8 protein-coding genes are annotated in these 23,956 nt (G+C 37.1%); all 8 read left to right on the plus strand.

Features of this window, described 5'->3' with window-relative positions; all coding sequences use genetic code 11:
* Window positions 1–1,046: 1,046 nt before the first annotated feature.
* The 8 genes from HCG69_RS16105 to HCG69_RS16140 all read left to right on the plus strand — a co-directional run bounded on the left by HCG69_RS16105 (window position 1,047) and on the right by HCG69_RS16140 (window position 23,952).
* Window positions 1,047–1,490: a T9SS type A sorting domain-containing protein gene (locus HCG69_RS16105; protein ID WP_221650882.1), complete on the plus strand. Its 444-nt coding sequence runs from the start codon at window positions 1,047–1,049 to the stop codon at window positions 1,488–1,490.
* Window positions 1,491–1,515: 25 nt separating this feature from the next.
* Window positions 1,516–7,638 (plus strand): RHS repeat-associated core domain-containing protein, encoded by a 6,123-nt coding sequence (locus tag HCG69_RS16110; protein WP_221650883.1) that lies wholly within the window; start codon window positions 1,516–1,518, stop codon window positions 7,636–7,638.
* A gap of 630 nt (window positions 7,639–8,268) precedes the next feature.
* Window positions 8,269–9,312 (plus strand): T9SS type A sorting domain-containing protein, encoded by a 1,044-nt coding sequence (locus HCG69_RS16115; RefSeq protein ID WP_221650884.1) that lies wholly within the window; start codon window positions 8,269–8,271, stop codon window positions 9,310–9,312.
* A 101-nt stretch (window positions 9,313–9,413) separates the two neighbouring features.
* Window positions 9,414–11,987: a LamG-like jellyroll fold domain-containing protein gene (locus tag HCG69_RS16120; RefSeq protein ID WP_255586153.1), complete on the plus strand. Its 2,574-nt coding sequence runs from the start codon at window positions 9,414–9,416 to the stop codon at window positions 11,985–11,987.
* Between the two features lie 11 nt (window positions 11,988–11,998).
* Entirely contained in the window at window positions 11,999–15,286 is a 3,288-nt protein-coding gene (locus tag HCG69_RS16125; protein WP_221650885.1) for a TonB-dependent receptor, read from the plus strand.
* Between the two features lie 15 nt (window positions 15,287–15,301).
* Window positions 15,302–17,209, plus strand: coding sequence for a RagB/SusD family nutrient uptake outer membrane protein (locus tag HCG69_RS16130; RefSeq protein ID WP_221650886.1), 1,908 nt, complete (start codon window positions 15,302–15,304; stop codon window positions 17,207–17,209).
* A 398-nt stretch (window positions 17,210–17,607) separates the two neighbouring features.
* Entirely contained in the window at window positions 17,608–19,560 is a 1,953-nt protein-coding gene (locus tag HCG69_RS16135) for a family 20 glycosylhydrolase (RefSeq protein ID WP_370634159.1), read from the plus strand.
* Window positions 19,561–20,010: 450 nt separating this feature from the next.
* Window positions 20,011–23,952, plus strand: a complete 3,942-nt coding sequence (locus HCG69_RS16140) for a hybrid sensor histidine kinase/response regulator transcription factor (protein ID WP_221650888.1) — start codon at window positions 20,011–20,013, stop codon at window positions 23,950–23,952.
* Window positions 23,953–23,956 lie beyond the last annotated feature (4 nt).

The raw sequence follows: 23,956 nt of genomic DNA on the forward strand, positions 1-23,956 counted from the left end.
TTCGTAGTTAACATTTATTAAAGCAATATTCTGCGGAAACATTTGGTTTTAATAGAGTATACGAGGAACGACTCGAACCTCGTAGAGAAACGATTCGAGACTCTACGAGAAAAAATAAAAACCGCCTTAAAAAACATTTTGGACGCTAACTGATAGCTAAATTCGCTCCATTTTTAACTATTAAAAGTATAATCAAATAAACTAATGATATTGAATTGTGTAATGAAGATCGAAAAAACGAGATGCTTTTGTTATATAATTCTCCGAAAATCGTACAATAGGAATAATCAAAATCGGAAATGCCGAAGATTTTTATCACCTGTGAGAAACCTTCTCGTAATTAGAGGATTCCAGAGGATCAGGAATGTCACTTTGTCAAATTGTAAGTAGGCATGTACTGTATATTTCTATCGTACAATACTCAGAACCGTACAAGAATAAATCTTTCAACTAAATTGGCAAAGAAACCAATCTTAGTATGTATAAGTGTATACTTTTAGCATCTAATAGAAGCGCCATTAACACATGCTTAAGTGTACACTTTTATAATATTTATAAATATTTTTTTTAAAAGTATTGGTTATTAGTGATTTATGAACCGAAAATATGCCATGTCGTTTTTGAAGAATCTTTTTCTCATATAGGAACTAAGTTATAAAAAATATGCAATCGGTATTCTACTTCATATTTATGGAAATTTCTGCAAGCTTTTCGGAATCGGAGTAAACTACCGTTCTACATTCTACTGCATCGGTTTGCCGAATCCTTGGAAATATGAGTATTTTGTGAATATCGATTTTTAATTCCGTATATTACTCTGGAAATAGAATATTATACTCCTATTGAATCATATTTATTTTTATTTTGATGTTTCAAATTGTTTAAATATGCCCGAGATTGTCCTGAATATCCTTTAAAGAATGATTTTAGAAAAAAGTTGAATGATTTGAAACATCGGAATATTTTTGATTTCGTATTATTGCCCAACATAAAGAACCTTAATTAGATAATACCTTTTTGAGTTAACATTATTAATACTACATGCTATGAAAACTTTTTTCCTTTTCTTGTTATTTTCAGCAACTATTGCTGTTGGAACAAATGTTTCTGCACAAACTGTGCAGTTACAGTATTCTTATGACAGTGCCGGTAACCGGGTTTCTCGTCTTTTGGTAACTTCCCGATCTTTTTCTCCTTTTATCGAAAATGATTCTTTAGAGAATGATACTTGGGAAAATAAACTATCCAGAGAGAATATTCGTGTTTATCCAACTCCTGTAATAACAGATTTAACTGTTAGCTTGTCCGGATTACCGGAACCGGGTGTCGGCACATTACAACTTTATGATATGCAGGGGAAACTGTTGTTGAAAGAAACAGTTCGTACAACGGAAACAGTGATCTCTATGCGGGAATTCATTCCGGGTGTATATATCATGAAGCTGGTTTTCGGACAGATGCAGTCTGCGTGGAAAATTATCAAAGAATAGCCTTTAATATCTCAATATTATCAAAGTGAAAAATACATTTTTATACCCTTGTTACGTCTTTGGGATTCTAAGTTTTTGTTTCGTTTCTCATATAAATGCTCAGACTTATAGTATCGGTTCACAGTCTAAACATTGGCGAATTACTGTAGATAGTCTCAGTTCTATTGTTCCGGATTCTATTATTCGCATTGAACATCCGGTCCGGAATACAGATACAAATAATACCTTCAAAACTGAAATGGTTACCCCTTTATTGGTGGAGGAAACGCATGCTCATATTCCTACTTCTGTAACTGTCGATACTAAATATACGGTAGGTGAGATACCTTTTACTTCTGAAGTATCGTCTATGGGAGCTATTACTTACAATGTTCCTATTGAAATTACTCCTATACGGAATGGCTTTAATCCGGAAATTTCCATAGCTTACAATAGTCAGGGAGGAAATAATGTATTAGGGTATGGCTGGAGTATTAATGGCTTATCCTCTATTACCCGGATAAATAAGAGTATCTATTATGATGGAGTGACGGCTGCTATGACATTTGGCGTAGATGATACATTTACTTTGGATGGTATGAGGTTGCTTCCGGTAACGGGGCAGGCAAATACTTATGAGCCGGAGCAGGGAAATATGCGTATAAAGGCCGATGTGTCCGGAAATACTATAAACTCTTTTACTGTGGAATATCCGGATGGGAGTAAGGCCATATACAGCAATACCAATAATATATCTTTCCCTATCACACGATTTGAAGATGCTTTGGGAAATTATAATACCTATGAATATGAAACGGTTGATAATCATAGTTATATAACGAAAATCTATTCCGGAATCCATTCTTTATCCGATATATATTTCACAGAGATGGATTTTATTTATAAATCGCGCACTGATATTATATCCAGTTATCAGAATGGCATGGAGTTTAAGTTGTCATGTTTGCTTGATAAGATAAAATGTTGGGATAAAGGGGACTATGTTCATGAGTATACTTTTACTTATCAGACGGATAGGGTATCATTATTGACTGGAATTGGAAAAGACAATTTGAATCCGCTAAAATTCTATTATGGATATAGCGATAATACAACGAAAAAACTTCAGAAACAGGAGACCGGTTTACTTTTACATTTTGATGAATCTGTATCAGTTGTGGTAAGTAAAGGAAAGTTTGATTATGGTTCTGATGACGACGCCTTGATAGTCTATCCGGACAAAAGCCCCTGTTCTTCTTATTATAAGCCGAGCGGCACTTTTCAACATTCTGTATATTACTATTTTTCAGAGTTCGCTCCGGAACAGGAATTGTTGGTTTACCAAAATCTGGGTAGTGTTGCTCCTTCACCTACCAAGCTTTTGGCTGAGGATGGTTTTCAGGCGTTATTGTCAGCAGATGTGGATGGAAAATCCGGCGATGAAATCTTGAAGATTAACAACACTTTGGTTGACGACCGGGATGTGGTTACGATAAAAACCTATAAGCCGGATTTAAAAAATTCCATGAGTCTGGAGTCTACTTTTACATTTACCAGCGATGCTGTAACGCATATAAATAATAAGAGTTTTTGGCCTAAAACCTATCTGCCGGGTGATTATAATGGGGACGGGAAAATTGAAGTGTTGGCAGTGTCTATGTACCATCCCCTCGAGAAAGAGTTGGATTCAAAGTGCATGCTATTTGATTTATCCGGTCGGCGAACCCTTTTCAATGCCCATGTTTTTAATTTTAATGTTAAAAAGGATATGGTTATTCCAATGGATGTGGATGGAGACGGAAAAACCGATCTCTGCCATTTGCATGAAAGTGGAATGGATGTTTATAGTTTTAAAATAACCAATGGGGCCTATTCATTGAATAAACTATTCACATATCCGGATTTGAATATTAATAAATTACGAAATAGAAACTTAATGCTTGGCGATGTGAATGGGGATGGCAAAGTGGATTTTGTTGTTACTCCGGTTAAATCCTATGATGAGTGGGGAAATCTGGATGTTTTGACAAAAACTTCCGAATACTGCCCGGCATGCCTTTGGCATTATCCGAATAGTGATGTATGTCCGCAGTGCCATTATCCCATAGGATATGTCAATGAATGCGTCAATTGCAGAAAGCCTCTCGTTAATGGTGAATGTCCTAAACATGGTGCTGCTTATCGAGTGGCGACAACGATACCCTATCATAATGGAACAGTATGGGATACTTATCTTTCTACCGGTAGTGGTTTGGTTAAAACCCAACAAGAACTTATGGAATACCGGACAGATGAGCACTATGCATTACAAGATGTGGATGCTGACGGCTTGGTCGATTTGATAAGGCATGAATCGGCCAATACGGCTGCAAGTGTAGATGCCTGGCTTAATAAAAATGGTTCCTTTTCAATCGGACTTACTTTTGTGGGTATTCCCAAGGATAGTTATATTGTGCCCTCTTCTGTTGCTACGTCCAATTATTATAATTTTTTATTAGCTGTGAAAGGGCCGAGGTTGGTGAAAGTAAATAGTATGATTAATGGGGCGAAACAATATTTACTGACGGGTATGGTTAATAGTTTCGGGGTGGTACATCGTAACTATTATCAGCGTTTGAATGGACGTGAATACGGAAGCCCTTTTTGGTTTTATGTAAAAGGTACGGAAGCTACTTTCCCATATACTGATTTCAACGGTCCCTTGTGGGCTGCTATTTCACAGGAGGCACTCCTCAAAGGTGTATTTATAAGTAATCTGTCATATACGTATAAGGAAGCCATTTACCATCGTCAGGGATTAGGCTTAATCGGAATGAAAAAGATGGAAGTTTATGATAAATTGCGCAGCCGGGCTGTCTCTTCCCGGACTAATGATCCTTCGAGATTCGGAGTACCGGTACAAGAAACTACGCCTACAACAGAAACCAATTATACTTATTATGTTGGAGTTGCATCGAATAAAAAAACTACGATTAGGCCGGTTCGGGTTTCTGTGAAAGATTTACTGAAAAATACGACTGTTACAAAAACATACGGTTACGATAGCTATAGTAATCCTATATCCGAGGTTACCGCTTATACGGACGATAAAACCTCTAATATAATACAGACGAATGTTACGCAAACTTATCAAAACCAAGTTACGACGGATCGTTATTGGATCGGGTTTCCTGTTTTAAAAACGATCACAAACCATCGTGACGGGGCTTCTTGGGTGCAATCGGAAGAAATAATTTATAAGTCAGCTACTGTGCTTCCCGAAAGCAGAATTACTAAAACGAACGGTAATAAGACAGAAGAGGTACGGTGGACCTATGATGAATATAATAATGTACTTACAGAGATGAGTGCACCATATACAAATACGGAGTTTCAAGGAAGTACTTATATGTATGATATGTATCATCGTAATGTTGAAAAGGAAACTGATAGGCTCGGCCGGATTACATACTATGGTAATTATGATGCTCATGGAAATCTTTCTACTATGACAGATTATCTGTCTATTAACAGCCTCTATACTTATGATATGTTGGGACGTTTGTTGCAGACTCGTGTACTAAATGTTAATTCTGCAACAAGATTTGATGTTAAAAAAACGATTGCATATAATTGGAATTCTTTAGTGGGACTATATTGTGTAACGGAAACTGATGCCGGACAACCGCAACGTAAAACTTATTATGATGCCTTGAACCGGGAAATTCGGAGTGGGAATCAGAGATTTGATGGAAGTTGGCAATATACGGCTACCGAGTATGATGAATATGGACGTGTGAAAAGAGTTTCTCAACCATTTAAAACTCAGCCCTCACTATGGACCGCTTATAGTTATGATAATTATGATCGTACAATATCCGTAACAGAAGTCTCTGGTGGAATAAATACTACTGATTATTCAGGAAATCAAGTGATTACTACTGATACAAGAGGGATGGCTACCACCCGGAACTACGATAAGAGTGGATTGTTAACAACCGTATCCGATCTGGGAGGGACAATAACCTATGAATATCGACCGGATAAACAACCTAAGAAAATAATAGCTCCGGGAGATGTTGTCACTTCTTTCGAGTATGATACTTATGGGCGGCGAATCAAGCTTATCGATCCGAGCGCTGGTACGCAAAGTTACTCGGAAAACGTTAGTGGTGATCAAAGAGATGTAAGAGAGACGGACGCCAATGGTAAAACAATATTATCCAGCTTTAGATTGGATGGGCGCATTGTAAGGGTAGCGCGACCTGAATTTGAAACAAGATGGAAGTATAATGCTATTACAAAGCTTCTTGAACAAGAGATTTCAACTAGTGGAACGTCAAAGTACTATACTTATGATAAATTTGGACGAATTGCTACAGAGGTAGAATATGTACCGGATAGCGTTTGGCTGAAACGTACTTATACCTATAATACTGATGATAATCTCTCGAAAATCATCTATGAGACATCTGACGATAGTTCTGTAATGGAGGAGAGCCATATTTATACGAATGGTTATCTGACAGAAATAAAATTGGGGACAGCTTCGATCTGGAAATTAGTAAGTGAAAATGAGTTAGGACAACCTACGGTTGTTACAACCGGCTCATTGACTCGTAGCTATGAATATGATACTTATGGTATGGTGACAGAACGTAAAACGGGTTCTATACAACACTTTAAATATATGTTTGATGTTCGGACCGGTAACTTAGGAATTCGTACAGACGTAGCTCATAATATCAGTGAGTATTTTACTTATGATAAATTGAAACGTTTGGTCGATTATGGTCCTAAGCAGAATATTTATGATTCGAAAGGTAATGTTACTAGGCTTGTTGGAATTGGTGAGCTATCTTATGCGAATGCTTCGAAACCTTATGCGGTGACTGGATTTATTTCCTATTCTGGTTATTTAGTTCCGAAGAATACCCAAAATGTAATTTATACTTCGTTTAAACGTCCGGCAACGGTTATTGAGAACGGCGTTACTGCTACATTTGTTTATAAGGCTAATGGAGACCGTGCCAAAATGACTATAAACCGGAGTGATAATGATAGCCAGTATCGTTATTATTTGGGAGATTGTTATGAAAAAGATGGAACAAAAAGTTTTCTGTATATTGGTGGAAATGCATATTCTGCCCCTGCGGTTTATGTAAGGGGGAATGATTCTTGGAATATTTATTATATCTGTCGTGATTATTTGGGAAGTATTACACATATTACAGATTCTTCTGGAAGTGTAGTACAAGAATTGAGTTATGATGCCTGGGGACGTCTACGTAATCCTGAAACTCAATCTATATATGCTCCGGGAAGTGAACCGTCTTTATTCTTAAATCGTGGTTATACAGGACATGAGCACTTATCCATGTTCGGATTGATAAATATGAACGCTCGTTTATACGATCCATTATTAGGTCGTTTTTTGAGTCCGGATCCATATGTGCAGATGCCGGAAAATAGCCAAAGTTTTAATCGCTATAGCTATTGTCTGAATAATCCGTTATTGTATACAGATGAAGATGGTGAATTCTTTCTTGCGGCTGCTATTGGTTTTTGGAAAGGTATTTTTACTGGAAAGAATCCGATAAAGACGGCATGGAAGTCTGTAAAGAATGAAGCTAAAATATATGGAGGACTATTTACTGTTGATAAAACAAATAACTTCTGGAAAGGGACTTTAGAACTATTAAGCCGTTTTACATGGCAATTACCTCAAACTGCTATTGGTGAATATTTTTCGTTGGCTAAAAATACTATTGGTTTGGTTGATGATGTAGAATATTTCAGGGGAGCGACTTATGTAATAAATGAACATTCTACTGAGGATAAGGGAATTACTCTTGGTAGTTACATAAACATAAACGATAGAGGTGGCAAACCTGTAAATGCTTTAGGAAAATTTGATCCATTATTGGATGATTTGTATTTACATGAATACGGACACTATTTACAAAGTCAGGAATATGGTTGGGGATATTTATTTAATGTTGGATTACCAAGTCTTTTCAGTGCAAAGAAATCTAAACCTATTGATGGATATGCTCCTCTTACTACTCATAAGTTAAAGTGGTATGAACGACATGCCAATGAAAAAGCGAGAGACTATTTCGTAAAAAAGGATGGTGCTGATTGGAATACTAATAGATTCCCAATAGGACTTTTGACATTTAAATATTAAATATACGATCAATTTTGAAAAAATGATTTAGAATTGTAATTTGTCGTCTTTTATGATTGATTTATTGAAAAAGAATGAAACTAAGCGGCGATGACATGGTGATGATAATAGAATTTATCATCACCATGTATCACCTGTTTTTATGCAAATGTGACTTATCTATTGATATAAACCTATGGCTATACACATGTACCTCAGTGGAAATGATAACAGAATGGATTCAATAAATTTAAATGATGAAATGTTATTTAAGTTTTGGATATGCGAAACCTGAGACATATTATTTATGATGAATATAATAGATGTACTTAAGGAAAGTGGAAAAAATTTGAGATGTAAGCTTTTAGAGATTACGAAGCGTAGAATCCACTTATGTACAAAGTATAGATATGAAAATGCATTTTTATTAGCCGTTTTCAAAATCAATCATATGTTTTCAAAAAATGTTCAAAACTCTTATAAGGAGGATGTTTAGGACAGTTTTGGAATAACAAACGGTTGTTTTTGAACATTAATTTGTATTTAATCATCTATGTTTGCAACAATTAAAATTGAACTATTATATATAATTATGATAATTCGATTGATGTTATCTCAATGTTTTATTTATTAACTTTAATTTTTATTATTATGAGAAGAAATTTACTTTTAGCTTCGGCTGTTTGTCTTTTTTCGTTAGGTGCAATGGCTCAGGATTATGCTCCGGCTGCGTGGAAATTCAGTACTCAAGAAATAGGTAGTGCTCAAGGATTATTTATTCGTGAAATGGCAAAAACGGATTGGAATGCGAGTGCTCCTTTTCGTTTGGCGGATAATTTAGATGGTGCTATTGGTCTTACATCCGCCGCAGGAGGGGATATAGCTATCGGTGGTAAGAGTTATGCCGACATGAGTGAAGGCGATAAAGCAGCTTTTGAAGATTTTTATAATTCCTGTCAGATAGTGGATGGTGGTACATTAGGTCATATATTCTGTTATCAGGGAAATAAATCGACTGCTGTAGATGCTAGAGCTGTTAAAAATCCTAAATCAATGCCTAATTCTACTTTGTTCTGGCTCTCGAATACGGATGTACCCCTTAATTCTAACTACCGTCTTTCTGTTAGTTTTCGTGTGATAGCTAATGGTCAAGGTAAGTTGGCATTGACGGTAGCTACATCACATTATGACGGAATCGATGAGAATACAGGTTTGGGAGATGGTTATCGTCAGTATGATTTGGCCTTTGACCCAGCTTATAATGAGTATTGGGCTACTGGCGAAATGGATATTACAATTAAGGATAATACAGACCCTAAGTATAAAGAGCTACCACTGGTTGTTAAAATGTATTTAAATGGAGTCGATCAGGCTATTTTATTACTTGATGATATCAAATTAGAGAAGATTGATGCGATTGATATGGAACGCGTTCCTTGTAAGATAGTAGATCAAGATTGGAATGATGCACCTACCGGTCTTAATTATGCGGAGAGAGATGATAGAGCCATTGTATGGGGTAAAGATGGCGAAATAACAGTTGTTGATGCTGCTTCTCCGGTTTCTGTATACTCAATCTCTGGTGAATTGGTGGCTTTCAAAGCTCCTATGTCTAACTTGACGACTATTCCTATTAAAGAAAAAGGGGTTTATATTGTTAAGGTGGGTAATAGCAGTAGAAAAGTTGTTTTATAATTTTTGATATATATAGGAAACGAATCTTGGTATCCTTTGTGGGATAAAGATTCGTTCCTTTTTTGTTAACCCATTTAATTTTAACTTAAAAACAATAAAGTATGGTATTGAGAAAAGTAATGTTGGCATGCCTGATAGGATGTTCATTAACTTCCTATGCGCAAACTGTTAATTATGCAATCAGCAACGAGGGTGCAGGCTATGTAAAAACATCGGTGATTCAGGAGTTAAACGGTTCTTCAGAAATGACCGTTCAGATGTGGATAAAACCTACTTCATGGGTAAAGGGTATTCAACTTTTCAATCAAGATAATTTTATTATAGAGTCGAGCGATAACCAATCATTGGTAATTAAAGCGGGCGTAGCCTCTGTAATATGTGAAACCGGTATTGTATTGAACAGTTGGTCGCAATTGACGATAGTTTTTAATAATGGTAATGTAAAGTGTTATGTAAATAATGAATTGAAAGAAGTGTCAGGAACTCTTCCGCCAACATTATCGGATGCTGTAAACCCTTGTTTGATAGGAAAGAATTTTAATGGGCAAATTGATGAGATTAGAGTTTGGAAAAAGGCATTGGAACAAGCCGATTTATATTGGAATAACACACTTCATAAGTTTAATCCCAATTATACTGATTTAGTATCTTATTGGAAATGCGATCAGGAGCAGTGCGAACATCTGGTGGATTATCGTTTTGCTCATCATGGAGAGATGAACAATGTCCAACGGATTGCTGTGGAAGATAATGCCGTGATGCGTTATCGTGTTGTAACCGGATATACCAATCTGATGCGATTTACAGACCGTGCTAATATTGATCGTGACATGTTTTTGATGACGAATGATCTGATTCTGCTTTCTGCAAAGGTTCAGAAAGATGGTAGCCTGTTTCCTGAATACCCGGACAATTCGGCCACTCCTACCAATGTATCTTATCTTGCAGAATTTCAAGGACGCAATGGGGTGATGGATTTTCATGGCGTAGGTTCTAATATGATATCAGAAGACGGTAGAGTACCTTTTGACCCTACTACACGTTTTTATGAATCTGCATCTCCTAATAATGCTACTGTAGCAGGTTGGGTATATATAGATAGCTGGGTGGAAGGTGCCGGTATATTTTCCAATTATGTGGATGAGGATAATTGTATGACTATAAAGCTTGGAAAAGAAGCTGATAAAGAAATTATTGTCAATCTTTGTGGTACGATTGGTACATTAAAAAATCAAGTAGAAATAGATAAGTGGCATTATATAAGTGTGACTTTTAAACCGATGGCAGGAGATGCATCTAGCAGAAGATTTAATCCTTTTCTAATTAGTGTGGACTATAAAGATCATGACAGACTTTCTTCTGATGGTCCTGTTGAGTTGGGCGGTAAAAGTATGACTATTCAAAAGGTTCCTGCGTTTCAGAAAAGTCGTATCATATTAGGCGAAAACTTTGATGGAAAACTTGATGAAGTGATGGTTTGGGGAACAGATCGTTCCGGTTCTGCTAAAAATGATTCAGAAAATGGGTATCAATGGAATGTTGGAAATTGGAATAATATTTTTCTGAACGCGTATTGGAAAGGGGATGACCCTGAAAATATAGGTAAGGATTCGCAAAGTTATACCGGCATGATTGATTTTATACGTAATTATTATGCTGGTTATCGTGGAATGAAAATCCGTATAGGTATTATCTATCCTGAAGGTGAAAACTGGAAATATGGTGTTTTGAATAATGACGAATATGCGAATAATCTGATTCGTGATGCAAAAGTTTTATTGGAACATTGCGATGGTCTGGATGTTGATTTGGAATGGATGTATAGTGCGTCTGACTGGACTTTATACAACAAGATTGTAGGGCGTTTAATTAATGAAGTAATGGCTGGAAAAGACAAAACATTTACCTGTTCCTTACATAAGGTATCTTACAATGGCTTTTCTAAAGATTTGATGAAAGATGTTGATTATTTCACTTTCCAGCTCTATGGGCCTAACAAAGAAACTTATTATTGGGATTATTATCCGGAGGCTTATAATTGGTTTACCGGGTACGGCTTTCCTAAAGACAAAATATTGATGTCTTATGGAATACTACTTGTGAATAACGGTGAAGAGGGATATAAGGACCTGTTTGAAAAGTACGGAATGAATGATAGTAATTTTGATCCGGATTTGAATTCATGGGATTGCGGTGGCACAATGAGATACTATAATGGTGTCAATCAGACTAAACGTAAGCAAGATTTTATTATAGAAAAGGATTGCCGCGGAACAATGTACTTTGATATGGGTAATGACCAACCCGTTAGTGATTATAAGAGTTTAATACGTGCACAGAATGATGTACTTGCATCTAACGTGGATACACTCATTACTAAAGTTGATTTAGCCCCTGTAGGCATAGAGAATGTGAAAAATAATAATAATCAAGGTGAGGTGTTCTCATTCTACCTCAGTCCGTCAAAAGGGCAAATTGTTCTGACATTGTCTAAAGAAGAATATATAAGTAATGCTTTTTATGAAATCTATGCTATGGATGGGAAAACTGCGATGCAGGGTCGTCTGAATGCCGTAACCAATGTGATTCCAACGATTTCGTTAGAGAAAGGGACTTATCTGATACAGGTACGTACTAATAATGGTAGTTATACAAAAAAATTGCATATTAATTAAATCTAAGTATTATGGAAAGAAAAACACAGGGACGCATCTTCGCGTTGTTTTGTTTGTTATTTCTTCCTGCTTTGGCTTTTTCACAGATAATGGTGAAAGGAACAGTGAAAGCAGAAGACGGCTTTGGAATGCCGGGAGCCAATGTACTACTTAAAGGTTCTACAAATGGTACTATCACTGATGTGGATGGTAATTATAGTATATCAGTTCCATCTGAGAAATCAGTACTGATCTATAGTTTCATCGGTATGTCTACGCAGGAAATAACCGTGGGCAAACAGCGCACCATTGACGTTGTCCTGAAAGACGACAGTGAAATGTTGGATGAAGTGGTAGTAGTAGGTTACGGTACAATGAAGAAAAGTGACTTGACGGGTGCTGTTTCTTCTTATCGTCCCGATGAGAAAGAAGTAGGTAAAATTGCTTCTATTGACAATATGTTACAAGGTAAAATTGCCGGACTTTCAATCGGAGCTTCTATCGATGCTCCGGGAGCCGCTTCTTCGGTAACGATTCGTGGTGCCAACTCACTACGTGGAGATAACCAGCCTTTGTATGTTATCGATAATATTCCTCAAGCTTCTACGGGAGAGTTTGCCAATTCCGGCAATGATGGTACTTTTACCATTGCTACCAATGCATTGAGTTCTTTGAATCCGGCCGATATTGAAAGTATTGAGGTATTGAAAGATGCTTCGGCCACTGCAATTTATGGCTCTCGTGGTGCAAACGGAGTTATCTTGATTACTACAAAGAAAGGTAAGTCAGGAAAGACGACTGTGGGAGTATCGGCTAACTTTACTGTAGCCAATGCTGCCAATATGTTAGATTTGATGAGTCTTGAGGAATATGCTCAATACCGGTTGGTATATGGCGGAGGTTATAAAAAGGATGACAACGGAGATTGGAATCTGTGGAAAATAAATAAGGAAACAGGTAAAAATGAGTGGAATGACACTTTCCAGTTCTTTTTGCAAGACGGTGGTGTGTATAGGAAAAATGGTGAAAACTCTAAGTTAAAAGAGAAGTGGACACTTTTGAGTCCGATAGATTGGCAGAAAGAAATCTATAGTACTGCTCTTTCACAGAACTATTCTGTTACAGTAAACGGTGGTTCTGAGAAAACTACTTACTTTGCTTCGGCTTCGTACAAGGATATTGAGGGATTAGTAAAAGGTACCGGCTTAAAGCAAGGCGACTTCCGTTTGAATTTGAATTCTACACTTGCCAAGAACATTACGATGGCTGTTTCGGTGAATGGGTCTATCAAACAGAATGACATGATGTCCGGTGGCAATACGACGGGGGGCGCTACCGGCTCTATCTCTAATGTTGCTCTGTCGAGTGCACCTTATGTAAAGTCGGAAGAAGAAATGGAATTGACTACTCCGAACCTTGCTGATCGTGCTACGGTCTGGACATGGGTGGATGATTATGATGATACTACCATTGAAAAGACATTTCGTGGTTCGTTGGATTTAAATTGGAAAATCTTTAAATTCTTATCTTATAATCTACGCGCTGGTGGTAATATCTCTATTCAAGATCGCGACCGTTGGTTCAACATTACACTTTATACAGGTTCAGCACAGAACGGCTATATTACTCAGTCGGACTTTAACCGTAGCAATTATTCGGTAGAAAATGTGTTCCAGTTCAACCATGAAGTAAAGGGGATTGTGGATATCAATGCTACGGCTGGTGTCACGTATGATGCATATCGTTCGTTGAATACATTGGTTGTCGGAAATGATTTTAACAACTATAGTTTTCGTTCCAATGGAATGCACATGGCCGGTAATGTGGAGTATAAACAACCGGCTCAACGGGATTATCAGTTATTGTCTTTCCTGGCACGTACAAATTTGAGCTTTTTGCAAGGGCGCTATTTGCTCACTGCATCTATTCGTGGTGATGGTTCCAGTAAGTTTAAAAAAGGTAACCAGTGGGCATATTTCCCTGCAGCAACAGTTGCATGGCGTTTGGAACAGGAAGATTTCATAAAAGATCATTCATGGATCAATCAATTGAAGCTTCGTGCCGGATATGGTGAAACGGGTTCTCAATCTATTGATCCGTACAGCACATTCTCAAGTTACGGTACACAGTTTACAAATACGCCACAGGGAGCAGAAAAACCTGCGCAAGGTGCAACCGGAGACGGTAATAAATTAATAGGCCTTGTGGTGGACAAAATGGAAAATGACGGATTGAAATGGGAAAGAACCGTTTCTTATAATGTCGGAGTCGATTTTTCTTTCTTTCAGGATCGTATTGGAGGTACTGTCGACTTATATTCTAAAAAGACTAAAGATTTGCTCATACAGCGCGACCTTCCACCTTCTACAGGTTATAAGTCAATGACAATCAATCAGGGAAGCCTTCGTAATAAAGGGTTAGAGATTTCGTTGCATGGAGATATTATTCGTATAAAAGATTTTACATGGTCGCTTTCCGGCAATATAGCTTTCAACCGACCTGAGATTCTGGATTTCGGATTGCCGGAAGAAGAGTGGGGGACAGGACAATATTGGAAAGCATATATGGGAAATAGTTTGGGTGATCATTTCGGTGAGGCGAATATATTTATTGCCGGAAAGGCCCCAGGTTTGTTCTATGGTTATCAGACGGATGGAATTATTCAGGAGAATGATCCTTATATAAATAAGATAGATGCAACTAAGTCTATAGGAACGGTAAAAGCAGGTAATTTGAAGTTTGTAGATCAGAATGGTGACGGTGCTATTAATGAAAAAGATCGGGTCATTTTAGGAGATCCTAACCCTGATTTTACGTATGGATTCCAGACTGATTTTAGATGGAAAGACTTATCGCTATCCATGGCATTTACCGGGGTACAGGGGAATGATATTCTAAATACGAATGCACGTTATTCTATCTTACCGTCTAATTCGACCAGTATGATTTATAAAAGTTCATTTGAGAAAATGTGGAGAAACGATAATCCATGGATAGGAGAATATCATGGAAATGAAATGCCCTCGCCCGGCGCGGTAACTCCTAAAGTTATAATGGACAGATATGTGGAGGATGGAAGCTATCTGCGTTGTTCGGATATTACATTGGGATATAATTTACCCAAAAATCTGGTTTCAAAGATCGGATTTAATAGTATTGGGGTTTATGCATCAGTGAAAAATGCGTTTATAATAACCAATTATTCCGGTTATGATCCTGAAGTAAACAGCTTTGCTTTTGACGGAACGCGTCCGGGTATCGATACGAGTTCAATGCCGCATACCCGTTCGTTTATATTTGGACTTAATGTTTCATTCTAATATTCTGGTTTGATTATGAAGAAAATCAATATAATTTATCTGTTTTTAATGTTAGCTGTTTTAGGGTCTTGTTTGGACGAGGATCCGAAGTATACTACAAATTCAAAAGTGGTATACAGCGACGAACAGTCAGCACAAATGGCTCTGACCGGAATTTATGGTCTGATGGCTGTACAGGGATCTTTTGCACAATTGCTTCCTGAGATTAATACGGAAGCTTCCGGCCTATGCTGGACCTCTTATAATACATCCGATAATCGTTGTCAGTATACTGCAGGAGTTATTCCTACTGAGAATGAGTTTAATAATTTGGTATGGGGTGCACTTTATCAAGCAATTGCAAATTGTAATATTTTTATAAAAGCGTGTGAAGATGGAGAGAGTGCTGATTGGGGTACGAAAGCCAATATGGTAGCTCAGGCTAAATTTATGCGAGGGGTATGTTACTATGTTCTTTATTCTTTTTACGGAGGAGTACCCTTGCGATTAACACCGTCTGATCGGGAAAGTTTAGCTGTGTCACGGGCTACCCGTCAGCAGACGATTGACCAAATTATAAAAGATTGGACGGAGGCTGCTGTTGATTTGGATGAAACCTCTTCTTTGGCAAGCAACAAACCGACCGCTCCTAATAAATATTCTGCTTATGCTTATTTAGCTAAGCTTTATTGGGTGATGGGCTGTAATTCCTGGGCTGCTGAAAACGGTGACTATTGGGCTACAGGTGTTTTGAAACAGACATGGTCGGAAATGCAAGCCAGCAATGTTTATTTTAAGAAAGCAAAGGAATATGGTGACTTGGTGTTAGACAAAAGTGATTTTGACCTTGAACCGGATTTTAATACTTTATATAATGGTACACGTCTCAGCTTTTCTAAAGAGTTTGTCTTTGTAATCGATGCTACTAAAAATACGACTGAGAATGTAGGATACAATTCATTGCACTGGACATTTTCTCCTCAGAACTCTTCTCAGGGGGAAACCTGGGGACGTTCGCAACCTAATAAATCTTTTTATGACTGGGCACATGGTACTTATCAGGATGATCCGCGTTTGAAGGTTACTTTCATTTCTAAATGGGTGAAGTATGTTAATAAAATTCCGTCGGACGAATGGCAGGCAGCATATCCTTATGTAACAAAATCTTTTAACGATACAACATGGGTCGATTCGATTGTCAGACCGGGAAGACCTCCTATTAAGGTACCGGTAGTAACTACACATAAAGAATTGGTGGATTCTATCGATTATATCAATGGTGGATATGAGGACCCGACGAATCCGAAAGTAGAAGAACTGGATTCTTTACTACGTGAAGCATATTGCAAAACAAAGGGGCCATCGGATTGGAATATTAATGACTGGCCTTATTTTGGAAAATATATGACTAACGATTGTTCCGGACGTTATGCTAATAACAATCTGTATGTATACCGTTTTGCTGATTTCCTTTTGTTGATGGCGGATGTTGAAAATGAATTAGGAAATACAGGTACTGCTATTTCTTTGGTAAACAGAGTATTGCAGCGTGCACGTAATTCGGCTAAGCCGATAGCCACTTATCCGAAAGATTTATCGGCTACTTTGTCGAAAGAGGCAGTGCGGGAATACATTTTCCATGAACGTCTCTTTGAATTGGCTGCAGAATTTGACGGATTTACGGATACAAGAAGACGGGGTATTGAATGGCGTAAGAAGCTACTTGAACGCAATAATAACCATCATATAACTTCTGCTTGTTATCATTATGGTCTTGAAAACAATTATGCTGCCCCTTGGAGAGAGTATTGGTATCCCAGTGATGGCGAGGAAGACTGGAATACGTATCTGATACGTAATCAGTTGATTCCTATTCCACAGATGGAATTAACTACTAATGATATGATTTCCATTGAAGACCAGAATCCAGGATATAGCAAATAAGGATAGGTAGGGATAATATGACAGATATGTCAGTGTACTTTCTGATAGGTATTTATAAATAGATCCTGATAACAGTGGGCAGTAATGATGAGATTATCGTATATTGTCCACTGTTTATTTTTTTTAAGGGTAGAAGATATAGTGAATAATCAATTGCGCCCCTAAAGAAACATTGTTATGTGAAGTATGTGACTTTCACTGAGAAAAGCTACTATAGGAGAAAAATAGATATAGCTTCCTAAGACTAAGGTTGGAATCATACTGACGAAAATAAAGAGGAGGCAGTTAGGCATTATCAGAAAGATTGGTGTTTTGAACATAAGTATTGTAGTTTTTATTTGATGATTGAAAAGAGAATGAAAAATCTTATATTGAATATTGTATCTAAAAAAATAGGAATGTCGTTGTTACTTTGTTCCTTAATGAGTGTTGTATTGATGGCCGCTCCTGGAGAGAAGAAACCTTTTGTAATTCCGGAGTTGAAAGAGTGGAAAGCATCCGGAGGCTATATGACTTTAGGGAGCCATACAAGAATTGTGTATGATGCCGGACAACCGGAGTTGCTTCGTATTGCCGGACTGATGGCTGACGATTGCTTCAGAATGTTTCAGTGGAAACCTGAAATCGTGGCCGGTAGGGCAAAAGCCGGCGATATTGCATTGACATTGAAACCGGATAAACAACTGGCAAAAGAGGGTTACTCTATTAAAATAACCGATAAAGTACTTTTATCGGCTCCTCAGCCTGAAGGCATATACTGGGGAACCCGTACTTTGTTACAAATTACAGAACAAGATGATAATTATCGTTTGCCTAAAGGGCAGATCCGGGATTATCCCGACTATCCCCTTCGTGGGTTCATGATAGACTGTGCACGTAAGTTTATTCCTTTGTCTTATTTACAGGATTTGGTTAAAATCATGTCTTACTACAAGATGAATACCCTGCAAATTCATTTGAATGATAACGGACACAAAAAATTCTTCGATGATGACTTTACGAATGCTTATTCGGCTTTTCGGTTGGAATCGGATACATATCCCGGATTGACGGCCTATGACGGTTTTTATACCAAGAAAGAATTTATCGATTTGCAGAAACAGGCAATGGCACTGGGGATTGAAATTATTCCGGAGATCGATGTCCCGGCACATTCTTTGGCGTTTTCACGTTATAAGCCCGAAATAGGAAGTAAGAAGTATGGTATGGATCATCTGGATCTGTTCTCACCGGAGACCTATCCGTTTATAGACACCCTGTTTAAAGAATATTTGGAGGGTGACGAGCCAGTATTCTGTGGTAAACGAGTACATGTGGGTACGGATGAATATTCCAATGAAACACCCGAATTGGTTGAGAAGTTTCGAGAATTTACAGATCACTATATTCGTCTGGTAGAGCAATATGGCAAGCAGGCTTGTGTATGGGGGGCATTGACTCATGCAAAAGGTAGTACTCCGGTCAAGGCAGATCAGGTGGTCATGAGTTTATGGAATCCTGGTTTTGCCAATCCTCAGGAAATGATTGCGGAAGGATACCAATTGGTAAGCATGTACGATTGGGATGTCTATATTGTACCGGGTGCTTTTTACTATCATGATTATCTGGACGAAGAAAAGTTATACAAAGAGTGGACACCGGCTAAAATAGGCCGAAATGAGAGATTTGAAGAGAGACATCCGTCTATCTTGGGTGGTATGTTCGCTTTGTGGAATGATCTTGTAGGTAATGGCATAACGGTGAAAGATATTCATTATCGTACCTTCCCGGCATTACAGACCTTGGCTGTGAAAATGTGGACAGGCAAAAACACGACTATACCTTATAGCACTTTTAATGAAACTCGTGCTGCATTGAGCGAAGCACCGGGAGTGAATCTGTTGGGCAGGGTAGGAAAACCGGGTTCTTTGGTTTACCGGAAAACGGATGTTCCGGCGGGTAGTAAGAATCAGATACAGGAAATAGGATATGGTTACACGGTGAATTTTGATTTGACAGGTCAGAAAGAAGCATCGGGTACTGTACTTTTCCGTTCGCCGGATGCAGTTTTTTATCTGGCCGATCCGATCAATGGATTTTTGGGTTTTGCACGCGATGGTTACCTGGATACTTTCAGATATAAGATTCGGGAGGGCGAAAAGATAAATGTTCAGATAGAAGGCACATCTCGTACAACGACTCTTAAGATAGATGGGAAATTGATTGACCAGCTGGAACCGAAGATGCGTTACTTTAGCTGTGGGAAGGATTCTATGTTGTATTTCCGCACGTTGGTTTTCCCGTTGGAAGAAGCCGGACATTTTAAGAGCCAGGTAGAGAATTTGAAAGTCTATAATTATTGTAAAGAGTAAAGTTATATAATAAAGAACTTGAATGTATATTATTAGTAGTATTATATTTCTTATGTACTTGTATTTGATATATACGGGGTTATTATCTTAATTTGATAAATTAATTGTTTACCGAGGCCTAAACAGTAAGATTGTATATCGTCACTTTTTTATAATGAAATAGATTCATAGCTGGAACATATAAAGGAGAAAGTACACTTTTTCTCCTTTATATGTTTTTGGTCGTATATTGTAGTTAGTTTGATATTATACTTCCAATGATGAATGATTTGCTTTATTGAGATCAGACTCTATTTACGGATAAATTTTAGTATATGATATTATTTAAATATATATATTAGATTTTATAAGATGCTTTTATGATATTTATTTTCTGTATCTTTGACATCTAAATAACTCCCGGTTTTATATATACTTAATTGTTAGATTTTTATGGTTATTACTGGACGTATGAAATATATCCTGGCATTGATTTTATTGTTGCTTTGCTATTTCTGTAAAGCGCAAGGTAACTTTAAAGATTACTGCTTTAAGCAGATATCTACTGAACAAGGATTGTCACAGTCAACGGTTTTGTGTATATTGAATGATCATAATGGTACAATTTGGATCGGTACGAAAAATGGACTCAATAAGTTTACTCAATATGAATTGATTAGTTATTATCATCAGGGATCTGCTAATTCTTTGCCGGATAATTATATTAATTTTATTGCCGAGGACGCCTGTTATAACATATGGATTGGAACATCTAAAGGATTGGTTATTTATGATAGAGAATATGATAATTTTATCCCGGTTTTATTAGATAATAAATCTGTTCCAGTGTATTCCTTTCATTGTGATGCCGACGGAATCATATTTGGAGGGTTTGGTGAGTCATATTTTTATCGATATAAAACAAAACAACTTGAAAAACTTGTTTTACGAAACAATCTACCTCAAATAGAATATAACCATATCTTGAGATGGACGAATAATAAATTGATACTTGCCAGCCGATATGATGGAATTTATGTCTATGATACAGAAAAGCAAATGCTGGAAGAAATTTCATTTATTAAGAAAAAAGATATAACAGCTATTTATGTTGATAAGTGTGGACAACTTTGGTTGTCACCATATGAACAAGGATTATTCTGCTTTAACTTTGAAGGGCAACAAGTGCTCCATATAAAACAAAACAACTCCAAGTTAACCAATGATATTATTTTAGATATAATTGAGCGTGATGGAAAAATCTGGGTAGCTACAGATGGTGGTGGAATTAATATATACAATCAGGAAAATGGAGAAATAGAGGTTATAAGGGAGGAACCAGGTAATTCCTATTCTTTACCGGAAAACTCTATTTTATGTTTATACAATGATGCTGATAATACTCTTTGGGCTGGAAGTATCAGAGGAGGCTTATTAAGGATTAAGGAAGTTTTTATCCGGACTTATAAAAATGTTCCGTTAAATGTACCTTATGGTTTGAGTAATGAAGTTGTAGTTAGTTTATTTGAAGATACTGATAAAACATTATGGATTGGTACAGATGGGGGAGGGATTAACTCTTATAACCCCAATGTGCGGAAGTTTACTCATCATCTGGGAACTTATTCTAATAAGGTTGTTTCCATTACTGGTTATTCTCAAAATGAGTTGCTTGTTTCTCTCTTTGGAAAGGGACTTTATTTATTTAATAAGAAGACAAGTCAGTTAACTCCGTTTCTTCTTGTTGACCCAGTTATAAATGCCGAAGAATGCCTTGCTGGAAGTTCCGTGTATTTAGATCAATGTATGCAGGATAAGATCCTGATATTAGGAAAGGATATTTATATTTATGATAAGCTTTCAAAAACTTTTTCTACTACCGATAATGTTGATATTTACTATCGCAAACTACTTCAGAAGATAACAACCGGTGATTCGATTGCTTACCTTCTTGGACAATATCATATTTTAAAGCTTGACTGTAATACTGGTAAATCAGAAGTTGTATATGATAATCATGGAAGTTTAAATCTGGTATCTGCAGCTTATAATGGGAAAGATATTATTTGGATAGGTACATACGAGGGGCTGTATCAGTTTGATCTCTCAGACCATACGATGAAAAAAATAGAGACAGCTTTATTTCACAGTGTCTCTTCTTTGCGTTATGATGATCGGGGGCGTCTTTGGGTGGGGGCACAGAATATGCTGTTTTGTTATTTCCCGGTTGAGAATAAGTTTATTATTTTGGGTGAATCTGATGGTGCTTATCCTAATGAACTGTTTCCTATGACTTTGTATAAGTCTGATAGTAATACTTTGTATTTAGGAGGGAATAATGGTCTGATTTGTATTAATGAGGATATAGTTTTTGAGTCAGATGTTCTTCCGGTTGTGAGACTGGTGGATGTTGTAGTCAATGGAGTATCCCGCTTGAGTGAAGTAAATAGAAGCGATGAAAATTCCATCACTGTACCTTGGAATACCAACTCCATAGAAATAAAACTGGATACTAAGGAGACAGATGTTTTCAGAAAGAAAATATTTAAGTACAATATTATAGGAATTAATAATCAGTATGTTGAAAGTTATAATCATTCTTTGAACTTAGTATCTCTATCGCCGGGTGACTATACTATTATGGTATCGTGCAGTTCTCAAAATGGTAGTTGGAGTACCCCGGTGTCCATACTACATATATCGGTTATTCCACCAATATGGAAAACCGGCTGGTTTATTGGCGGATGTGTTTTATGTGGTATTTTCTTAGTCATTTTTATTGCTTATATGATTATCCGCAAAAATAAAAACCAGTTGAAATGGAAAATGAAAGAACATGAAAAGGAAGTTGATGAAGAGAAAATACGCTTTCTTATCAATGTGAGTCATGAATTGCGGACACCTTTGACATTGGTCTATGCCCCTCTGAAAAGAATTTTAGAACGAGAAAATATAGGTAATCCCGATTTAAAGCGAGAACTGTTTGGGATTTTTAAATGTGCCCGCCAAATGAAAGAGATGATTAATATGGTTCTGGATGTGCGTAGGATGGAAGTCGGACAAGATTCTTTACGACTTGAATCTCATAATCTGAATCAATGGATCAATGATATTGGAAATGATTTCCTGAATGAGTTTTCTGCAAAAAATATCCGTATAGATTATCATTTTGACAATGATATATCTGAAGTATCTTTTGACCGGACGAAATGTGAGATCGTCTTGTCTAATTTATTAATGAATGCTCTTAAATATAGTGTTCCGGATACATTAGTTACTATTTCCACTTGTTTCTTACGTGAGGAACAAATGGTGAGAGTCGCAGTAAGTGATCAGGGTATTGGCTTGAAAGATGTTGATTCAAATAAATTATTTACCCGTTTCTACCGGGGGAATTTTGAGCGGAGTGGTAGCGGAATCGGACTTTCTTATTCAAAAGTATTAATAGAAATGCATAAGGGAAGAATTGGTGCATTTGATAACGGTGAAGCTCCGGGAGCTACATTTTATTTCGATTTGCCATGTTTGCAGGGGATGACAACCGTAATTAATTGTCAACCTAAACCCTATCTGAATGAGTTGTTGCATTTGGAAGATCCTGTAAAATCAGAACCGGAGACATCTGGTGCAAAAAAATATTCCGTGCTTATTGTTGAAGATAACCTGGATATGAATAAGTTTCTTCAGGAAATTCTGCAAGAACATTTTCTACATGTTTATGCGGCAATGGATGGTTGTGAAGCAATGGAAGTGATCAGAAACCGCATGCCGGATATTATTGTTAGCGACGTTATGATGCCTAAAATGGATGGATTTGAATTGTGCCAAACAGTTAAAAATGATTTGGATATTAGTCATATACCAATCGTTTTACTAACTGCGAGAAATGATACGGAAAGTAATATGCTGGGATATAAGATGGGGGCTGATGCATACTTACCAAAACCATTTGAAACAGAACTACTTGTAACCGTATTGAAGAATATTCTTAAAAACCGGGAAAAGATAAAACTGCGTTATAGAGACAGTTCATTATTACCAACTGCCCAAGAGAGTACTATTAGTAACGTAGATGAACGATTCTTGTTGAAATTGAATAAGTTGATTTGTGATAATATCGATAATCCGGAATTAGATGTGAAGTTCTTGACTGATAATATGGCAATGAGTCGGGCAAGTTTGTATAATAAAGTAAGGGCATTAACTGATATGGGGGTGAATGATTATATCAACAAATTCAGGATAGACAAAGCTATTGATTTGCTACTGAACACCGATCTGAGCATAACAGAGATTTCCGAACAAGCAGGTTTCAGTTATCAGCGTTATTTCAGTTCGGTATTCAAACAGGCAAAGGGGGTTACCCCTTCTCAATTTCGCCAGAATGCTCAGGAGGAAAAAGAGAAGAGATAATTTA

It is taken from the genome of Bacteroides sp. K03 (assembly GCF_019734355.1).
GTDB lineage: Bacteria > Bacteroidota > Bacteroidia > Bacteroidales > Bacteroidaceae > Bacteroides > Bacteroides nordii.